The following is a 16,799-nucleotide window of genomic DNA, read 5'->3' on the forward strand; positions in this document are numbered from 1 at the left end:
ATTTGTCTATTTAGTGCATTTATTCACCATACAAACAAAAGTAAAATGTGCAAAGAAATAAAAAGGGCGATAGCTAAATTAGCTTATCGCCCTTTATTTCGCTCTTAATTTGAAGTTCCCGCAAAGCTAGCGACTGGCTAACTTAGTGAACGGCACCTTCAGTTTTGCGTTTTTGCGCACTTTGGAACTCATAAGCCAACTGCTGTTTTTCTTTATCCAGCCCAACAGTGACCGAACCGCCATCAACCAAAGAGCCGAACAACAACTCGTTTGCCAGTGGTTTTTTCAGGTTTTCCTGAATCACTCGAGCCATTGGCCGCGCGCCCATCGCCTTGTCGTAGCCTTTATCAGATAACCAATTACGTGCTTCTTCACTGACTTCCAGTGACACACCTTTAGCATCTAATTGCGCCTGCAACTCAACAATAAATTTATCAACGACTTGCTGGATAACTGCTGGAGACAGGTGGTTGAACCAAATGATGTTATCCAACCGGTTACGGAACTCCGGAGTAAACACTTTTTTGATCTCTTCCAGCGCGTCAGTACTGTTATCCTGCTGTTTAAAACCAATGGAAGTACGCTGTGTTTCGCGCACACCAGCATTGGTAGTCATCACCAGAATAACGTTACGGAAATCGGCTTTACGACCATTGTTATCCGTCAGTGTCCCGTTATCCATCACCTGCAATAGCAGGTTAAATACATCCGGGTGCGCCTTTTCAATTTCATCCAACAGCAAAACTGCATGAGGATGTTTGATAACCGCATCGGTCAACAAACCACCTTGATCGTAACCAACATATCCCGGAGGCGCACCAATCAAGCGGCTAACTGTATGACGCTCCATATATTCAGACATATCAAAGCGCAGCAGTTCAATGTCGAGCGCTTTGGCCAATTGCACCGTGACTTCTGTTTTCCCGACCCCAGTTGGGCCAGCAAACAGGAATGACCCGACAGGTTTGTGTTCATGCCCCAAACCCGCGCGGCTCATTTTAATCGCTTCAGACAACGCATCGATGGCCTTATCCTGACCGAACACCAACATATTCAAGCGGTCGCTCAGGTTTTTCAGCACATCGCGGTCACTGGCAGACACCGTTTTTTCCGGAATACGGGCGATACGGGCAACCACAGATTCGATATCCGACACATTAACCGTTTTCTTGCGTTTGTTGACTGGCATTAAACGGCTACGAGCCCCAGCCTCATCAATCACATCAATGGCTTTATCTGGTAAGTGACGATCATTAATATATTTAACCGATAACTCCACCGCTGCGCGTATCGCTTTAGCGGTATAACGCACATCATGATGCGCTTCATATTTCGTTTTCAGGCCGTTGATAATCTGAACAGTTTCTTCTGGCGTCGGCTCAGTAATATCAATTTTCTGGAAACGCCGAGCCAGCGCACGATCTTTTTCAAAGATATTGCTGAATTCCTGATAGGTAGTGGAACCAATGACCCGAATTTTACCGCTGGAAAGCAGGGGTTTAATCAGGTTAGCGGCATCTACTTGCCCACCAGATGCGGCTCCCGCACCGATAATCGTATGAATTTCATCAATAAACAGGATGCTATCTTTGTCATTTTCCAACTGTTTCAGCAGCGCCTTGAAACGTTTTTCAAAATCGCCACGATATTTGGTGCCAGCCAGAAGTGACCCAATATCCAAGGAATATAATGTGCACTCTGACATGACTTCAGGAACATCGCCCTGCACGATACGCCAAGCCAAACCTTCAGCAATGGCGGTTTTACCGACACCAGACTCCCCCACGAGTAGCGGGTTATTTTTACGCCGGCGGCACAATACCTGAATCGCACGTTCTAACTCTTTATCACGACCGATAAGTGGGTCAATGCCGCCAACGCGGGCCAGTTGGTTCAGATTGGTGGTGAAGTTCTCCATACGGTCTTCCCCTCCTACCTGTTCTTCATTCACCGGATTTTCTGCATTCGGTGCCTGACCCGGTTCGTCCTTACGGGCGCCGTGGGAAATAAAGTTCACTACATCCAGACGGCTAACATCATGCTTACGTAGTAGATAAGCCGCCTGAGACTCTTGTTCACTGAAGATGGCAACCAATACGTTGGCACCAGAAACTTCATTGCGCCCTGACGATTGGACGTGGAAGACCGCACGCTGTAGCACACGTTGGAAACTGAGCGTCGGCTGGGTGTCGCGCTCTTCTTCACTCACCGGCAAGGTCGGTGTGGTTTGTTCGATAAACGCTTCCAGTTCCTGGCGTAAGGCCACCAGATCAACCGTACACGCCTCCAGCGCTTCCCGCGCGGCTGGATTGCTTAGCAATGCCAGCAACAGGTGCTCCACGGTCATAAACTCGTGTCTGTGCTCACGCGCTCTGGCGAAAGCCATGTTGAGACTGAGTTCAAGTTCTTGATTGAGCATAGGCACCTCCCAATAGTTGCCTTAATCAGGCTTTTTCCAGCGTACAAAGCAACGGATGCTCGTTCTCCCTGGCGTATTGATTTACATGCGCGACTTTGGTTTCCGCCACCTCGGCAGTAAAAACACCACAAATCGCCTTTCCTTGATAATGCACATTGAGCATCAGTTGTGTTGCGCGTTCAATATCATAAGAAAAGAACTTTTGCAGAACGTCAATCACAAATTCCATCGGTGTGTAATCGTCGTTGTTAAGTATCACTTTATACATAGATGGCGGTTTGAGCGCCTCGATTTGTTTATCTTTGACTAAATGTTCAAAATTCAGCCAGTCGTTGTTCTTACCCATTGCCTGCCCATCGTTTCACTGAACCACACAGGAGCAATACCTCACTCCGGTTATAAGACCATTTCATGCAGATATCTATTATTATTTTAACATCACTTATGCCATAACGCCGCCAGAGAAAGAAGTCGGTCTTTTCACTTTAATAAAAGTTAAATTGTATCCAAATAAAGATAATAGCGTTAGCTGCATCAAACTTTGAAGAACTGCCCCACGTTGACAAAAGCCGCCCTCTTGACGTTAAGGCCATTTCCACTAGAGTGTATTTTCGTGAGCTGTTGGAGTTTTAACCAATTCGCGCTCACTTTAACCAGTGATTACCTCATCTCGAACTAAAATAGCCTTGCGAGGAACGTAGAAGTATGGAGACGGGTACTGTTAAATGGTTCAACAATGCCAAAGGTTTTGGCTTCATTTGCCCTGAGGGCGGCGGCGAAGATATATTCGCTCACTATTCAACTATCCAGATGGATGGCTACCGAACGTTAAAAGCGGGCCAGATGGTTAACTTTGATGTCCATGAGGGGCCAAAAGGGAACCATGCCAGCCTGATTGTTCCACTCGGGTTAGATGTAGTATTGCAAGAAGCCGTACCGCAGGAACTCGCTGCATTGGCCTAAAGCTGCGCACTTATCTTCCAGAGCATCTTGGCCATATCATCACCTAACGCTATGGTGCTAAAGGTATTTGCAACGCGGCTTGTTGCATTGCAACATCGATGACGATTCAAAATGCCAGCCAAATAATGACTGGCATTTTTATTTCCATACCCTAAATAATTCGAGTTGCAGGAAGGCAGCAATTGAGCAAATCCCCAAGAGCTTACACGAGTAAGTGACTGGGGTGAACGAAAGCAGCTAACGCACATGCAGCTTGAAGTATGACGGGTATAACACTTCTAATATGCGGCCAAATAAACCAAGATCAATCCTCTGACTAATCTATTCACGCGCTAATGCATCAATAGGGTTTAACCGAGCAGCGCTGCGCGCCGGTAAATAGCCGAATACAACGCCAATCACAGTTGAACACAAAAACGCACTGAACAATGCCACTGGTGGGAAAGCAATTTGCCAGTTAGGTAAAAACATCTCCACAATCAAGCCAATGGCAAATGATAGCGAGATACCGAGTGCGCCTCCTACCAGGCAGACCAAAATAGCTTCAATGAGAAATTGCTGCATAACATCACTGGATCGCGCGCCCACCGCCATGCGGATCCCTATTTCTCGGGTACGCTCAGTGACCGAGACCAACATGATATTCATCACACCAATCCCACCGACCACCAGTGAAATAACCGCCACTAATGTGAGGAACAACTGCATGGTGCGGGTAGTTTGCTCCGCAGTTTTCAGTAAGCTATCCATGTTGTAGGTAAATATGTCTTTTTTGCCATGGCGCATAGTGAGCAATCTGACCAACTGCTGTTCAGCTTCTTTACTACTATAGCCCTCTTTAATCCGAATAGTGATCGAATCAAAGTAGGAACGGCCCATCAGCCGGCTCGCCATGGTGCTATAGGGCACCCATACCCGCAGCGCTTTGCTGCTGCCAAACATGGATTGTTTTTCTTCCACCACACCCACGATTGTAGCGGGCATATTGCCAATCAATATCACTTGCCCCACCACCTCTTTGAGGTGAGGAAACAGCCGGCGTTGCGTATTGCGGTCAATGACCACCACTTGTGACTGACGCTCAACCTGCTCGCGGGTGATGGCAGTACCTTGTTCAAGCTTCATGCCATATACCCGGAAATATTGTTCACTCACCCCCGAGACACTGGCTGCCACATCAATATTGCCATAGCGCAACCGCATACTACCCGCGATAGTCGGGGACACCGCGCTGACGTATGATTGTGCTTTTAGCGCAGTCATATCGTCATAAACCAATGCCTGCCGCGTACTGGGGTCGTCGTCACCAAAGTCTTTACCGGGATAAATATCAATCGTGTTGGTGCCGATAGCTCTGATATCCGCCAGTACCAGCTGTTTAGCCGCGTCCCCAACCACCAAGATGGAAACAACCGAGGCAATACCAATAATGATGCCTAACATAGTCAGGGCGGTACGCATTTTGTTGGCCGACATTGCGCGCCAGGCCATTAATAGCGCCTCACGGAAACGCCCCGCTAATTGTTGCCATGAAGGTGCCGGTGGTGTCAGGCTAATTGCATCGGAAGTGCCAACGTTTGACGTGGTTTTCGAACCAGAATCGGCCATAATGCGGCCATCTTTGATTTCAATAATCCGCTCAGCCTGAGCCGCAACAGTGGGGTCATGGGTAACAATAATGACCGTGTGCCCCTGCTGCTGAAGCTGTTTTAATATGGCCATGACTTCAACACTGGAATGGCTATCCAGCGCCCCTGTTGGCTCATCGGCAAGAATAACCTGGCCACCATTCATCAAGGCTCGGGCAATACTGACGCGCTGTTGTTGCCCGCCCGATAATTGATTGGGCTGATAACTGACTCGCTCCCCTAGCCCCAGCCGGGTTAACAACATGTTCGCTCGCTCGCGGCGTTCATTTTTACCCAACCCCGCATAGACCGCCGGAACTTCAACATTATGGGCCGCACTCAAATGAGGTAGCAGGTGATAGCGCTGGAAAATGAAACCGAAATGCTCACGGCGCAGTGCTGCCAGTGCGTCGTTATCTAAGGCTGCAACATCTTGCCCGGCCACCCGATAAACCCCTGCGCTCGGTTTGTCCAGACAACCGAGGATGTTCATCAGTGTCGATTTACCTGAGCCAGAAGCGCCAATAATCGCCACCAGCTCACCCGCATTGATGGTCAGTGAGACATCCTGCAATACATCAACAGTTTCTTCGCCGTACTGATAGCTACGACGGATGCCTTTTAATTCAAGCAATGCCGTCATTACGCATCCTCCGTGCCACCGCGGCTAACGATGACTTCCTCACCCACGTTCAAACCTGAGACAACCTGCGCATCGACGTTATTACGGATGCCAATAGTCACCTCGCGTTTTTCTTCTTTGCCGTCTTTCAGTACCGCAACTTGATAGCGATTCGTCCCCAGTTCATCACCTAATGCCGATAAAGGGATAACTATCGCCTGCGGAACATTAGCCAACTGAATTGATACTTGCGCAGTCATTTGCAATCGCAATAATCGATCCGGGTTAGGCACTTCAAAACGCGCTGAATAGAAAATCGCGTCATTGACTTTTTCCGGTGTGGGCTGGATGTCTTTTAGTACACCATCAAAGTGCTTTCCAGGATCACCCAAGACAGTAAATGAAGCTTTCATGCCGGGTTTTAAGTGAATCACATCTGCTTCTGAAACTTGTGCATTCACCAGCATCGTACTCATATCCGCTAGCGTCAGAATATTCGGCGCTTGCTGCGCGGCAATGACGGTTTGGCCTTGTAAAGTGGTGATTTGCACCACATCGCCGTCCATCGGAGCCGAAATTTTGGTGTAATCCAAATTAATATTGGCAGTATCTAAACTGGCTTTAGCTTTATTAATTTGCGCATTAATAGTCTCAACTTGCGCTTTTTTCACCGCCAGTGTGGTGCTCGCCTGGTCCAAATCCTGACGTGATACCGCCTGCAATTTCGCCAAATCTTGCTGACGGCGTAGGGTGACCGCAGCCAATTGCAGCTCAGCTTTCGCCTGCCCTAATTGCGCATTCAAATCCTGCAACGTCGCTTCCACTTCTTTGATTTGGTTCTGCGCCTGTTGCGGGTCGATCATGGCCAGCAATTGCCCTTGCTTGACTTGATCGCCAATTTCCACATACAGCTTTTCCAACTGGCCACTGACCTGAGCACCCACATCAACTTTGCGTACCGCATCAAGTTTACCGGTTGCCAATACATTCTGTTGCAGATCACGGTTAGCAACTTTTACCGTTTGAAATTCAACCGGTATTGGCGCCATGAGGTGCCTAATAAGGAAAAAACCGCCAATAATGAAAACGGTAATTGCGATAAGCCATCGGCGCTGACGTCTACTAAACTGCATCAAATCAATTACCTTCCTTAAATTGTAAATTATCCACCTGCTGAAAATAGCATCGGTAATGTTCATTTAACTAAACAACATATAAACACCCACCGGGCTACAGTCGGAATCTAAGATGCATTGAGACTCTGTTTAGTTCCCGTTTGTTCCAATAGCACGGGAAATACATTGATATAACGGACTTAATCATGCACAACATTAATAACACCGCATTAATCCCTGATAATATTAACCGTTGGGGGTTAATCGCATTGCTATTCAAAGGCAATCAAGCGCTGGGCGGTTCGTGGCAAGAATCTCAGTTTCGGCTTAAATTCATCGCCCGTGCCTTAATCAGCCCCAAACTGACCTTTAGCTTGCTAGGTGTATTGGTGAAGCAACCGTTTCTCAATAGCATCCTGCGTGCTCAACCGGATTTACCTTGCAAATTGCACCGCCCTTATTTGGCTAACACGCTAAATAATAGGCAAAAACTGGCTGTACTACAGGATCATTTCCAGTTGGAAAATCAGTGTATGCCAGAATTATTACGCCGCAACTATCTACACCATTCGCCGTATAAACTCACTGAGTTAACGGGCAAGAATGAGGAAAAGTATGCCCTTTATTTGGGCGTTATTCCCAAACTCAATAAAGAGGGTGAAATTACGCTGATGCTCGCTAATGAGCAACAACAAACCCTGGCATTACTCACATTCAGCCTCACTTATTATCAAAACAAAAAAACAGTGTTTATCGGTGGGTTGCAGGGGGCGGACCATGAAACGCCACACAGCGAAATTCAGGTCTGCACTAAAGCTTGTCATGGTTTATTCCCGAAACGTTTAGTCTTGGAGGCAACTTGCTACTTGGCAGAATTGATGGGGATAACACAGATTATGGCTGTAGGTAACGGCACGCATATTTATCAGAATTGGCGCTATCGGGCGAAAAAGAAAGATAAATTACATGCTGATTACGACAATTTCTGGCTCTCTCTGGGCGGAGAACAAAGCGCAGAAGGCTATTTCAATTTGCCCGCCAGAATTGCACGTAAGCCGATTGAGGATATTCCAAGTAAAAAACGCGCGGAATATCGTCGCCGTTATCAACTCCTTGAGCAACTCGAACAGGGCTTAGCCACGCATTTTCCGCGCGGCTAGAGACGTCTAAAATGCCCCCGCTAGTCAGCTCGGCCACGCGCCAGCCAGACTACGCGGGAAAACATTTTTTTCAGCAGCGGAGGGATAAACTCAACGCCCCGCTCTCTGGCATAGCTGGTCACTTCAATGGCTAAATCCGGCTTCGAAGTGCGATGAATGGCTTTTTCGATCACTCTGCGTGGCTGCATTTTAGCATTTGCCGGAATACCGGAAATCCGGTGATATACCTCATCAAAACCTGAGCGATATAAAAAGTGCTCCATATCCGGGGCGGGTAAAATGGTCAAACGATCCCGCTCGTGATCGCGCCCATCATCCGCCATCGTCCGTACAGTTGCCGCATACTTTTTCCCTGCATCATCGCCATCAGTCAGGGCATGCCATTGTATTCCCATTCTGTTGGCAAACTTCAGTAACGGACGCAGGCCGCTCTGAGCAAACTCAATCACTTTTACACCTTCCGCTTCAAAGTGATAGCCACATTGGCGAGCAAGATCATTAAGCAACCAAATTTCAGTTTCTCCCTCAACCATCAGCCAACAACGGGCAAACAAAGCGGAGGGACGATTGAAACGAATATGAAAAGCAATGCGGCGGCTATCTTCGGCACTCATACCGCGAGGGCCAATGCGGTAAGTGGCAACCCTGGACGATTCGCGCACCAATCGACAAATACTCTCTACCGGTACTAATGAAATTAACTCTCCCGAATTTGTCGTGGTGATGCGCTGGAGGGGAAGTTGGCTGAGTAATCCCCAAGCGACGGACAACATAATCGGGTGTAGACGCGTTTCCGGGTCTTCCACCAGCAGTAATGGACGGGCATGGGGATCAAGGCTCAATGGCCCTTTTGCTTGCAGTAAGGTTGAAAACATTCCTAGAAGTATCAATCGCATACTGCGGCTGTTTGGCTCAGCCACCATACGGTTAATACTATCGAGAGCGAGCCAGGCTTCGCGTTCAGGTTGCGGGCGATGAGGATTACGCAGCCCCACAGACTGCGAACCTTGTTCGGCAAAATAGTGTTCTAGCAGTTGGCGCATCGCCTCCAAGCCCTGGCGCAGTTCGGCATTCGTCAATTTCTGTGGGCGACGAACCAGTTCGCGGCTTAATTGGTCCAATTGCTGGTTCAACGCCACTTTATCCGGCTGATTTACTTTATCCGGCTGATGGTTATTTTCAGTGGCAGTGCTACGCAACCGGCGGATAAAACGCGCATCTCGCAGGCGTAATACCGGATGAATCCGAATCACCCCACGCGCCAGCTTTTCGATATCGTGTAACTCCAGTGGACGCCCGTCTAAATCAAGGAAAGTACGCCAGGTACACACTGTGCCATCGTCAGCTAATTCACCTTCAATACGGTAATAAATACGGTGTAAATCATCGTCATTTTTTATCCATAGCGGGGCTAACTGGCGATAGCGGGGGGCGCGCCAATGGCCAATATCTTTCTCGCAAAAGGTGAAAATAATTTGTAAATGACGTTCTTTAGCATTCTCATCACCTGCCGGATGATAAAAATCCTGCGAGGTAAAATGATAAAGTTGAGGTTCGGGGGACAAAAGTAATGTAAGAGCATCTAATAAGCTGGATTTACCCCAGGCATTCTCACCGATCAGCACTGTATTATCATCAAGGTTCAATGAAATACGGTTAATACCGCGAAAACCGACAATATCTACACGCTCAAGATACATGCTACGCCTCCGGTGCGAATTTATTCATACTGATACTATCAGATTACAGAGTTAATCTATTACTTGATTATCTGAGACAAAAAAACCTTATAGGTCAAATAATACGGAGGTGTGTATGCTTTACTCTTTCCTTGATTTTAGATAGTTTATTGCGCCACAGCCCATTATTCATCTGCTCATGATACCCAAAAAGGGTGTTTCTTTAGCTGCAAAGCAGGACGGTATAACTCGTGTATTCAGGATTGTTGATCATTCTTTTGCCGTTAATTTTGGGTTATCTGATCCCACTCAGCCGCAAAACATTAATTCAATTGATCAACCGCTTATTAAGCTGGATGGTCTACGTTATTTTATTCTTTATGGGTATCAGCCTGGCGTTTCTGGAAAACCTGAGTGCGAATCTATTGCTTATTTTCCAATATACCGGCGTCTTTTTCCTGTGTATTTTTTGTGCCAATTTATTGGCGCTATTTTTACTTGAGCGCAAGGCACCTTGGAAAAATACCCACCGCCAGGAAGTATTACCGTCGCGCCTGCATATGGCGCTGGAATCATTGAAATTATGCGGCGTAGTGATTGTCGGCTTCTTATTGGGATTGAGCCAATGGGAGTGGTTGCAATTTGCCGCGAAAGGCAGTGAATTGGCGCTGATCTTGTTACTTTTCTTAGTCGGAATTCAATTGCGTAACAGTGGTATGACGCTACGCCAGATTGTATTGAACCGCCGTGGCGCTATTGTGGCCTTTGTCGTGGCATTTAGTGCATTGGCTGGCGGAATACTTGCTGCAGTATTGATGGATTTACCGATTAAGACCGGACTGGCGATGGCCTCTGGTTTTGGCTGGTATTCACTATCAGGAATTTTATTGACTGATTCATTCGGCCCAGTAATTGGGAGTGCTGCATTCTTCAATGATTTGGCGCGTGAACTGGTGGCCATCATGCTGATTCCAACGCTGGTGCGCAGCAGTCGTTCTACCGCGTTGGGCTTATGCGGCGCGACCTCAATGGACTTCACTCTGCCGGTATTGCAGCGCAGTGGTGGGCTGGAAATGGTGCCAGCAGCTATCGTACACGGTTTTTTACTGAGTTTACTCGCCCCAATATTGATTGCTTTCTTCTCTTCCTAATCTTCTTGTGCGCAGTGAGCCACGGAGTTTACTGCGCACTCCACTACCCCATTGTGAATAAATTCTCATTCGCAGCAAAAGTTGCGCCAAATCAAAACAAGTTAAAGTTGCATTAAAAAAGCCTTTTTAAACCTCCTGTCCGCATCTATGCTTTTAAACACGCATTACAAATGCAACTTTAAAAGGAAAAATAATTATGTTCTGTGTGCAATGTGAACAAACCATCCGAACACCTGCGGCTAATGGCTGCTCCTACGCGCAAGGGATGTGCGGAAAAACCGCCGAAACCTCTGATTTACAAGACTTATTAGTCGCTGTGTTGCAAGGCCTTTCAGCTTGGGCATTAACCGCCCGCGAGCTGGGCATTATTGACCATGAGATTGACAGTTTTGCACCCAGAGCCTTTTTCTCCACACTGACCAATGTGAACTTTGACTCAGACCGCATCGTCGGTTATGCCAAAGAAGCCATTTTATTACGCCAATCATTAGCTATTCGCTGCCGTCTCATTGACCACCAGATTGCGGTCGATCACCCGTTGGCCGAACTGCAACTGTTATCTGACGATATCCCGACCCTGCAACAACAAGCGCAGCAATTTGCTCTTAATACTGATAAAGCCGAGGTCGGTGATGATATTCATGGTCTGCGAATGTTGTGTTTATATGGCCTAAAAGGAGCAGCGGCTTATATGGAACACGCCCATGTATTGGGCCAGTTTGATGAACAAATTTATGCGGATTATCATGCCTATATGGCTTGGTTAGGTACCCAACCGCGTGATGTCGATACCTTACTGAATAACGCCATGGGCATTGGCAAAATGAACTTCAATGTCATGGCTATTTTGGATCACGGCGAAACTCAAGCTTACGGCGATCCGCAACCAACCGCCGTTAACGTGCGCCCGGTAGCCGGTAAAGCTATTCTGATTTCGGGGCATGATCTCAAAGACTTACAAATGTTACTGGAGCAGACTCAGGGAACCGGGGTGAATATTTATACTCACGGCGAAATGCTGCCCGCTCACGGTTACCCAGAGTTAAAACGCTACTCACATCTGGTCGGTAACTACGGCAGTGGCTGGCAGAACCAGCAAACAGAGTTTGCTAAATTCCCCGGCCCAATCCTGATGACATCCAACTGTATTATTGACCCGAATGTGGGGAATTACGGAGACCGCATTTGGACTCGTAGTATTGTTGGCTGGCCGGGTGTCAATCACTTGGAAGGTGAGGATTTCGCCCCCGTTATTGAACAAGCACTGGGTATGGCGGGGTTCCCATACAATGAGCTGGAACACCTGATTACTGTCGGCTTTGGTCGCCAAACCTTACTCAATGCCGCGGATACTGTCATTGATCTGGTTGCCACGAAAAAACTGCGCCATGTCTTTTTGGTCGGTGGCTGTGATGGTAGCCGCACAGAACGTAGCTATTTCACTGATTTTGCCCGCAGTGTTCCGCAAGATTGCATCATCATGACCTTAGCTTGTGGGAAGTATCGCTTCAATAAACTGGATTTTGGGACTTTAGAAGGGTTGCCGCGCCTGCTGGATGTCGGCCAATGCAATGATGCTTATTCTGCCATTATGCTGGCGGTTAAGTTGTCAGAAAAACTGGGTTGCACTGTCAATGACCTGCCACTCAGCCTGGTGCTGTCATGGTTTGAGCAAAAAGCCATTGTTATTCTGCTGACTTTGTTGTCATTGGGTGTGAAGAATATTTACACCGGCCCGACTGCGCCGGGTTTCTTGACCGACAATCTGATGGCAATCCTCTATGAGAAATTTGGTATGCGCCCAATTACCACAGTAGAACAGGATATGAACGCAATTCTGGGTCATTAAGTTACCGCCTGATGTCCAGCCAATGCGCTTTATTACCACTGGCTGGGCATCAATCCTATTTTTGCCAGAAATGACCTGATTTGTTGTGAGGCTCCGATGACTGACTTTATCCCTACTGATTGCCCAACCGCCCTCTGCCCCAACCGCATGCAAGTTCACTCCATGGTGCAAGAAACTCCTGATGTGTGGAGCTTGCTGTTGATTAATCATGATTTTTACCCTTATTTACCGGGGCAATATGCTTTGGTCAGCATTCGTAACAGTGATGAAACCTTGCGTGCGTATACACTTTCCTCTACGCCCGGTTTAACGCCATTTATCCAACTCACCGTGCGCTGCTTAAGCGGTGGCGAAGGCTCACAATGGCTGACTCAGCAGCTCAAAAAGGGGGATTATCTGTGGCTTTCGGATGCTCAGGGCGAGTTTACCTGCGCCAATTTTGATGATGACCACTACCTGATGCTTGCCGCTGGCTGCGGTGTTACGCCCGTGATGTCAATGTGCCGCTATCTATTGGCTCAGCGCCCTAAAGCCGATATCCGCGTGATTTTTAATGTTCGTTCACCAGCAGATGTGATTTTTGCAGATGCCTGGCAACAGTTGTTACAGCGCTATCCACAGCAATTACAACTGACATTGATGGCTGAATCAGGTGCAACGGAGGGATTTATTGCCGGACGAATTAATGCTCAGATCATGCAACAGGTCGCTCCAGATATTGCTCACCGCCGAGTAATGACTTGCGGGCCTGCGCCTTATATGGATTGGGTTGAGCAGTATTGCCGCGAACAAGCTGTTCCGAGTCACCATTTCCAGAGAGAGCAATTCCGACCCTCTGATGAAGTTATCGATACCAGCAATGAACTGACGATGACTATCAGTCACCCACTTCGCAGTGTGAAAGTTCCCGTTGGCACTTCACTGTTATTTGCACTGGAACAACACCAAGTACCAGTGATGGCGGCTTGCCGTGCGGGGGTTTGTGGCTCGTGTAAAACCCGTATTTTGCACGGCGAATACACCACCACCAGCTCCATGACCCTGACAACCGACGAAATTGCCCAAGGTTATGTTCTGGCTTGCAGTTGCCAGTTACACGGAAATGTCCAACTGGCTTAATAGAATTATTCTTGCTCTATTCATGTTGTTAATAGGGCAGGAATCGTCAAACGCGCCATACTTTGACCTCATATACCCTAAATAATTCGAGTTGCAGGAAGGCGGCAACTGAGCAAGTCCCTGGGAGCTTACATAAGTAAGTAACCAGGGTGAGCGAAAGCAGCCAACACACCAGCAGCTTGAAGTATGACGGGTATAGAATAATGACTCGCTATTAATCCTTGAGGGAACAACTATGAAGCAAACCGTGGCAACACTGGTCGCAAAAACGTTGGAGCAAGCAGGTGTTAAGCGCATTTGGGGTGTCACCGGCGACTCACTCAATGGGTTGAGTGATAGCTTACACCGCATGGGAACAATCGAGTGGTTGGGAACTCGCCATGAAGAAGTGGCCGCTTTTGCTGCGGGCGCTGAAGCACAGCTCACCGGGCAACTCGCGGTCTGCGCAGGGTCCTGTGGCCCTGGAAACTTACATCTGATTAATGGTTTATTTGATTGCCATCGTAATCATGTTCCGGTGCTGGCAATCGCCGCGCATATTCCCTCGAGTGAAATTGGCAGCGGGTATTTTCAAGAAACCCACCCACAAGAACTGTTCCGCGAATGCAGTCATTACTGTGAATTGGTTTCGAATCCTGAACAATTGCCGCGCGTCTTAGAAATTGCCATGCGCAAAGCCATTCTTAACCGCGGTGTTTCCGTGATTGTGCTGCCGGGCGATGTCGCGCTCCAGCCCGCCCCAGAAGACGCCGCCGTGGTGTGGCAAACCCCTAAACTGCCGTTGGTTCAGCCACTAATGAGTGAGTTGAATATATTGGCTGAAACATTGAACAAAGCCAAAAATATCACGCTAATGTGCGGCAGTGGTTGCGCAGATGCCCATGATGAAGTGGTAAAATTGGCTGAAATGCTGCAAGCCCCTGTGGTACATGCCCTGCGGGGTAAAGAACATATTGAGTGGGACAATCCTTACAGTGTGGGCATGACCGGGCTGATTGGTTTCGCCTCCGGTTATCATGCCATGATGAATGCCGATACCTTGGTGCTACTAGGGACTCAATTCCCTTACCGCGCATTTTATCCCACCCATGCAAACATCATCCAGATTGATATCAACCCCGGCAGCATCGGCGCTCACTGCCCGGTCAATATGGCGCTGGTCGGGGATATCAAAACCACCCTCGGCGCACTGTTACCGCAATTAGACGCTAAAAGTGATAATACGTTTTTGACCAAAGCGCTTGAGCACTATCGTACCACCCGCAAAGATCTCGACGGGCTGGCAACCGCCAATGACAATCAGCCAATTCATCCACAATATCTGGCGCAACAAATCAGCCGCCATGCCACCGATGACGCCATTTTTACCTGTGATGTTGGCACCCCAACCGTGTGGGCCGCTCGCTATCTGGAGATGAATGGAAAGCGCCGTTTGCTCGGCTCGTTTAACCACGGTTCGATGGCCAACGCCATGCCACAAGCTATCGGCGCACAAGCAACTGATTTGAATAGGCAAGTTGTGGCATTATGCGGAGACGGCGGTTTCACCATGTTAATGGGGGATTTCCTCACTCTGGCACAACTAAAATTGCCGGTGAAGATTGTGGTGTTTAATAATAGTGTGCTGGGCTTTGTCGCGATGGAAATGAAAGCCGGTGGTTATTTGACGGATGGTACCGACCTACATAATCCAGACTTTGCCGCTATCGCCAATGCGGCGGGTATTAAAGGCATTCGGGTAGAAAAAGCCTCCGAGCTGGATATCGCACTGGAAAGTGCTTTTGCCCACCCAGGGCCGGTCTTGCTAGATGTGGTCACTGCCAAGCAAGAGTTGTCGATGCCACCACAAATCAAGTTTGAGCAAGCTAAAGGATTCAGCCTTTATATGCTTAGAGCTATAATTAATGGCCGAGGTGATGAAGTAGTAGAATTGGCGAAAACTAACTGGCTGCGTTAATAACATACTGTTCATTCTGCCAAAAAACCTCAATCCCCTACTCCAGAGACCGGTTTTGTACCGGTCTCTGAGGCCAATAATTCTTGTGTTTTTCCCATCCACTTAACAGTTTTTACATCATATACAGATAAAAATTAAGCAAGTGCATGGGACTGTTTTATTTAAATCCTCATTCATAATGTACGGCGTAAATTTATAATAAAATCGAATTTGTATTGGGGATAAATGAAATGACAAAAAATACTATGTCAGATTTCTCACCCTCGGCTGAGCTAATCTGCATACTCAGAGCAAAATCTTATGGTGAAAAAAGAGAAGGATACAAAACAGATGATTATATCTCGCTATTAATTTCACACTCTTTAACCTCATTCTTTTCCATGACACAAAAATCATTTTTGATGCCAGGCAATATTCTCTCACCGCAGATACCTGCGGGCAGCTATGAATTTTTAATTAGCCGAATAAAATACATTGATGAATTCTTTCAATTACGTGCCAGTGAATTCTCCAACATTTTTATTCTGGGGGCCGGTTTTGACTCCAGGGCTATTCGCTTTCAGAATCAACTACAGCAAAGCCGGGTTTATGAGCTTGACCACCCAGTATCCCAGAGCAATAAAAAAGAAAAACTACAAGAACTTAGTATCCCAACCCCACAAAACTTACATTATATTCCCATTGATTTTAATCAACAGGATTTGACCGATATCTTACAAAATTTACCCGTCAAAAAAGGAGAAAAAAACCTATTTATACTGGAGGGGCTAATTATGTATCTCTCGTCCAACACGGTAGACCGTATCTTTTCAGCCATCGGCACTTATGCTCCTACTGGCAGTGAAATCATTTTCGATTATGTCTATTCCGATGTCCTCGCCGGCGAGAACACATCATATGGTTCGATAGAGGTTTTCGAAGGATTAAAAAATATCGGTGAGCACTGGGTTTTTGGCATCGAAAAAGGGAGCTTGCCGACATTTCTCAATAAATACCATATAAAGCTGTATGACGAAGCAGATGCCAACATTCTGGAGCAGCGTTTTTTCACTAATAAACAAGGGAAATCACTCGGGAAACTGAATAAAGCACTGGCCATTGCGCATGGAATTAAATGAATAATATATTCTTGGGCTT

General features: G+C 47.3%; 12 protein-coding genes. 7 read left to right on the plus strand and 5 right to left on the minus strand.

Going from position 1 to position 16,799, the window contains the following annotated elements:
* Positions 1–142 precede the first annotated feature (142 nt).
* Both clpA and clpS read right to left on the minus strand, forming a co-directional pair.
* Positions 143–2,419, minus strand: coding sequence for an ATP-dependent Clp protease ATP-binding subunit ClpA (gene clpA, locus DX162_RS19610; protein WP_004389613.1), 2,277 nt, complete (start codon positions 2,417–2,419; stop codon positions 143–145).
* Between the two features lie 25 nt (positions 2,420–2,444).
* Positions 2,445–2,765 (minus strand): ATP-dependent Clp protease adapter ClpS, encoded by a 321-nt coding sequence (clpS, locus tag DX162_RS19615; protein WP_004389612.1) that lies wholly within the window; start codon positions 2,763–2,765, stop codon positions 2,445–2,447.
* 359 nt (positions 2,766–3,124) lie between these two features.
* On the opposite strand from clpS, the gene cspD reads away from it, so the two are divergent.
* Positions 3,125–3,382, plus strand: a complete 258-nt coding sequence (gene cspD / locus DX162_RS19620) for a cold shock-like protein CspD (RefSeq protein ID WP_004389611.1) — start codon at positions 3,125–3,127, stop codon at positions 3,380–3,382.
* A 321-nt stretch (positions 3,383–3,703) separates the two neighbouring features.
* On the opposite strand, the gene macB is transcribed toward cspD, so the two are convergent.
* Positions 3,704–5,653, minus strand: coding sequence for a macrolide ABC transporter ATP-binding protein/permease MacB (gene macB / locus DX162_RS19625; RefSeq protein WP_004389610.1), 1,950 nt, complete (start codon positions 5,651–5,653; stop codon positions 3,704–3,706).
* Complete coding sequence (gene macA / locus DX162_RS19630; RefSeq protein ID WP_032819453.1) at positions 5,653–6,765, minus strand: macrolide transporter subunit MacA; 1,113 nt, start codon at positions 6,763–6,765, stop codon at positions 5,653–5,655. The genes macB and macA overlap by 1 nt, the downstream gene beginning before the upstream one ends.
* Before the next feature lie 188 nt (positions 6,766–6,953).
* On the opposite strand from macA, the gene DX162_RS19635 reads away from it, so the two are divergent.
* The gene (locus DX162_RS19635) at positions 6,954–7,907 is read left to right on the plus strand and encodes a VirK/YbjX family protein (RefSeq protein WP_004389609.1); all 954 of its coding nucleotides are present in this window, start codon (positions 6,954–6,956) and stop codon (positions 7,905–7,907) included.
* A 20-nt stretch (positions 7,908–7,927) separates the two neighbouring features.
* On the opposite strand, the gene DX162_RS19640 is transcribed toward DX162_RS19635, so the two are convergent.
* The gene (locus DX162_RS19640) at positions 7,928–9,607 is read right to left on the minus strand and encodes an ATP-dependent endonuclease (protein WP_004389608.1); all 1,680 of its coding nucleotides are present in this window, start codon (positions 9,605–9,607) and stop codon (positions 7,928–7,930) included.
* A gap of 230 nt (positions 9,608–9,837) precedes the next feature.
* Here DX162_RS19640 and DX162_RS19645 point away from each other — a divergent pair, with 230 nt between their 5' ends.
* The 5 genes from DX162_RS19645 to DX162_RS19670 all read left to right on the plus strand — a co-directional run bounded on the left by DX162_RS19645 (position 9,838) and on the right by DX162_RS19670 (position 16,780).
* Positions 9,838–10,737 carry a LysO family transporter gene (locus tag DX162_RS19645; RefSeq protein ID WP_004389607.1) on the plus strand — a complete coding sequence of 300 codons (900 nt, stop codon included), beginning with the start codon at positions 9,838–9,840 and terminating at the stop codon, positions 10,735–10,737.
* 196 nt (positions 10,738–10,933) lie between these two features.
* Positions 10,934–12,586 (plus strand): hydroxylamine reductase, encoded by a 1,653-nt coding sequence (hcp, locus tag DX162_RS19650; protein WP_004389606.1) that lies wholly within the window; start codon positions 10,934–10,936, stop codon positions 12,584–12,586.
* Between the two features lie 96 nt (positions 12,587–12,682).
* Complete coding sequence (hcr, locus tag DX162_RS19655) at positions 12,683–13,705, plus strand: NADH oxidoreductase (protein ID WP_004389605.1); 1,023 nt, start codon at positions 12,683–12,685, stop codon at positions 13,703–13,705.
* A gap of 235 nt (positions 13,706–13,940) precedes the next feature.
* Entirely contained in the window at positions 13,941–15,662 is a 1,722-nt protein-coding gene (gene poxB / locus DX162_RS19665; protein WP_004389604.1) for a ubiquinone-dependent pyruvate dehydrogenase, read from the plus strand.
* 230 nt (positions 15,663–15,892) lie between these two features.
* Entirely contained in the window at positions 15,893–16,780 is an 888-nt protein-coding gene (locus tag DX162_RS19670; protein WP_050118603.1) for a class I SAM-dependent methyltransferase, read from the plus strand.
* Positions 16,781–16,799 lie beyond the last annotated feature (19 nt).

The organism is Yersinia kristensenii (assembly GCF_900460525.1).
GTDB lineage: Bacteria > Pseudomonadota > Gammaproteobacteria > Enterobacterales > Enterobacteriaceae > Yersinia > Yersinia kristensenii.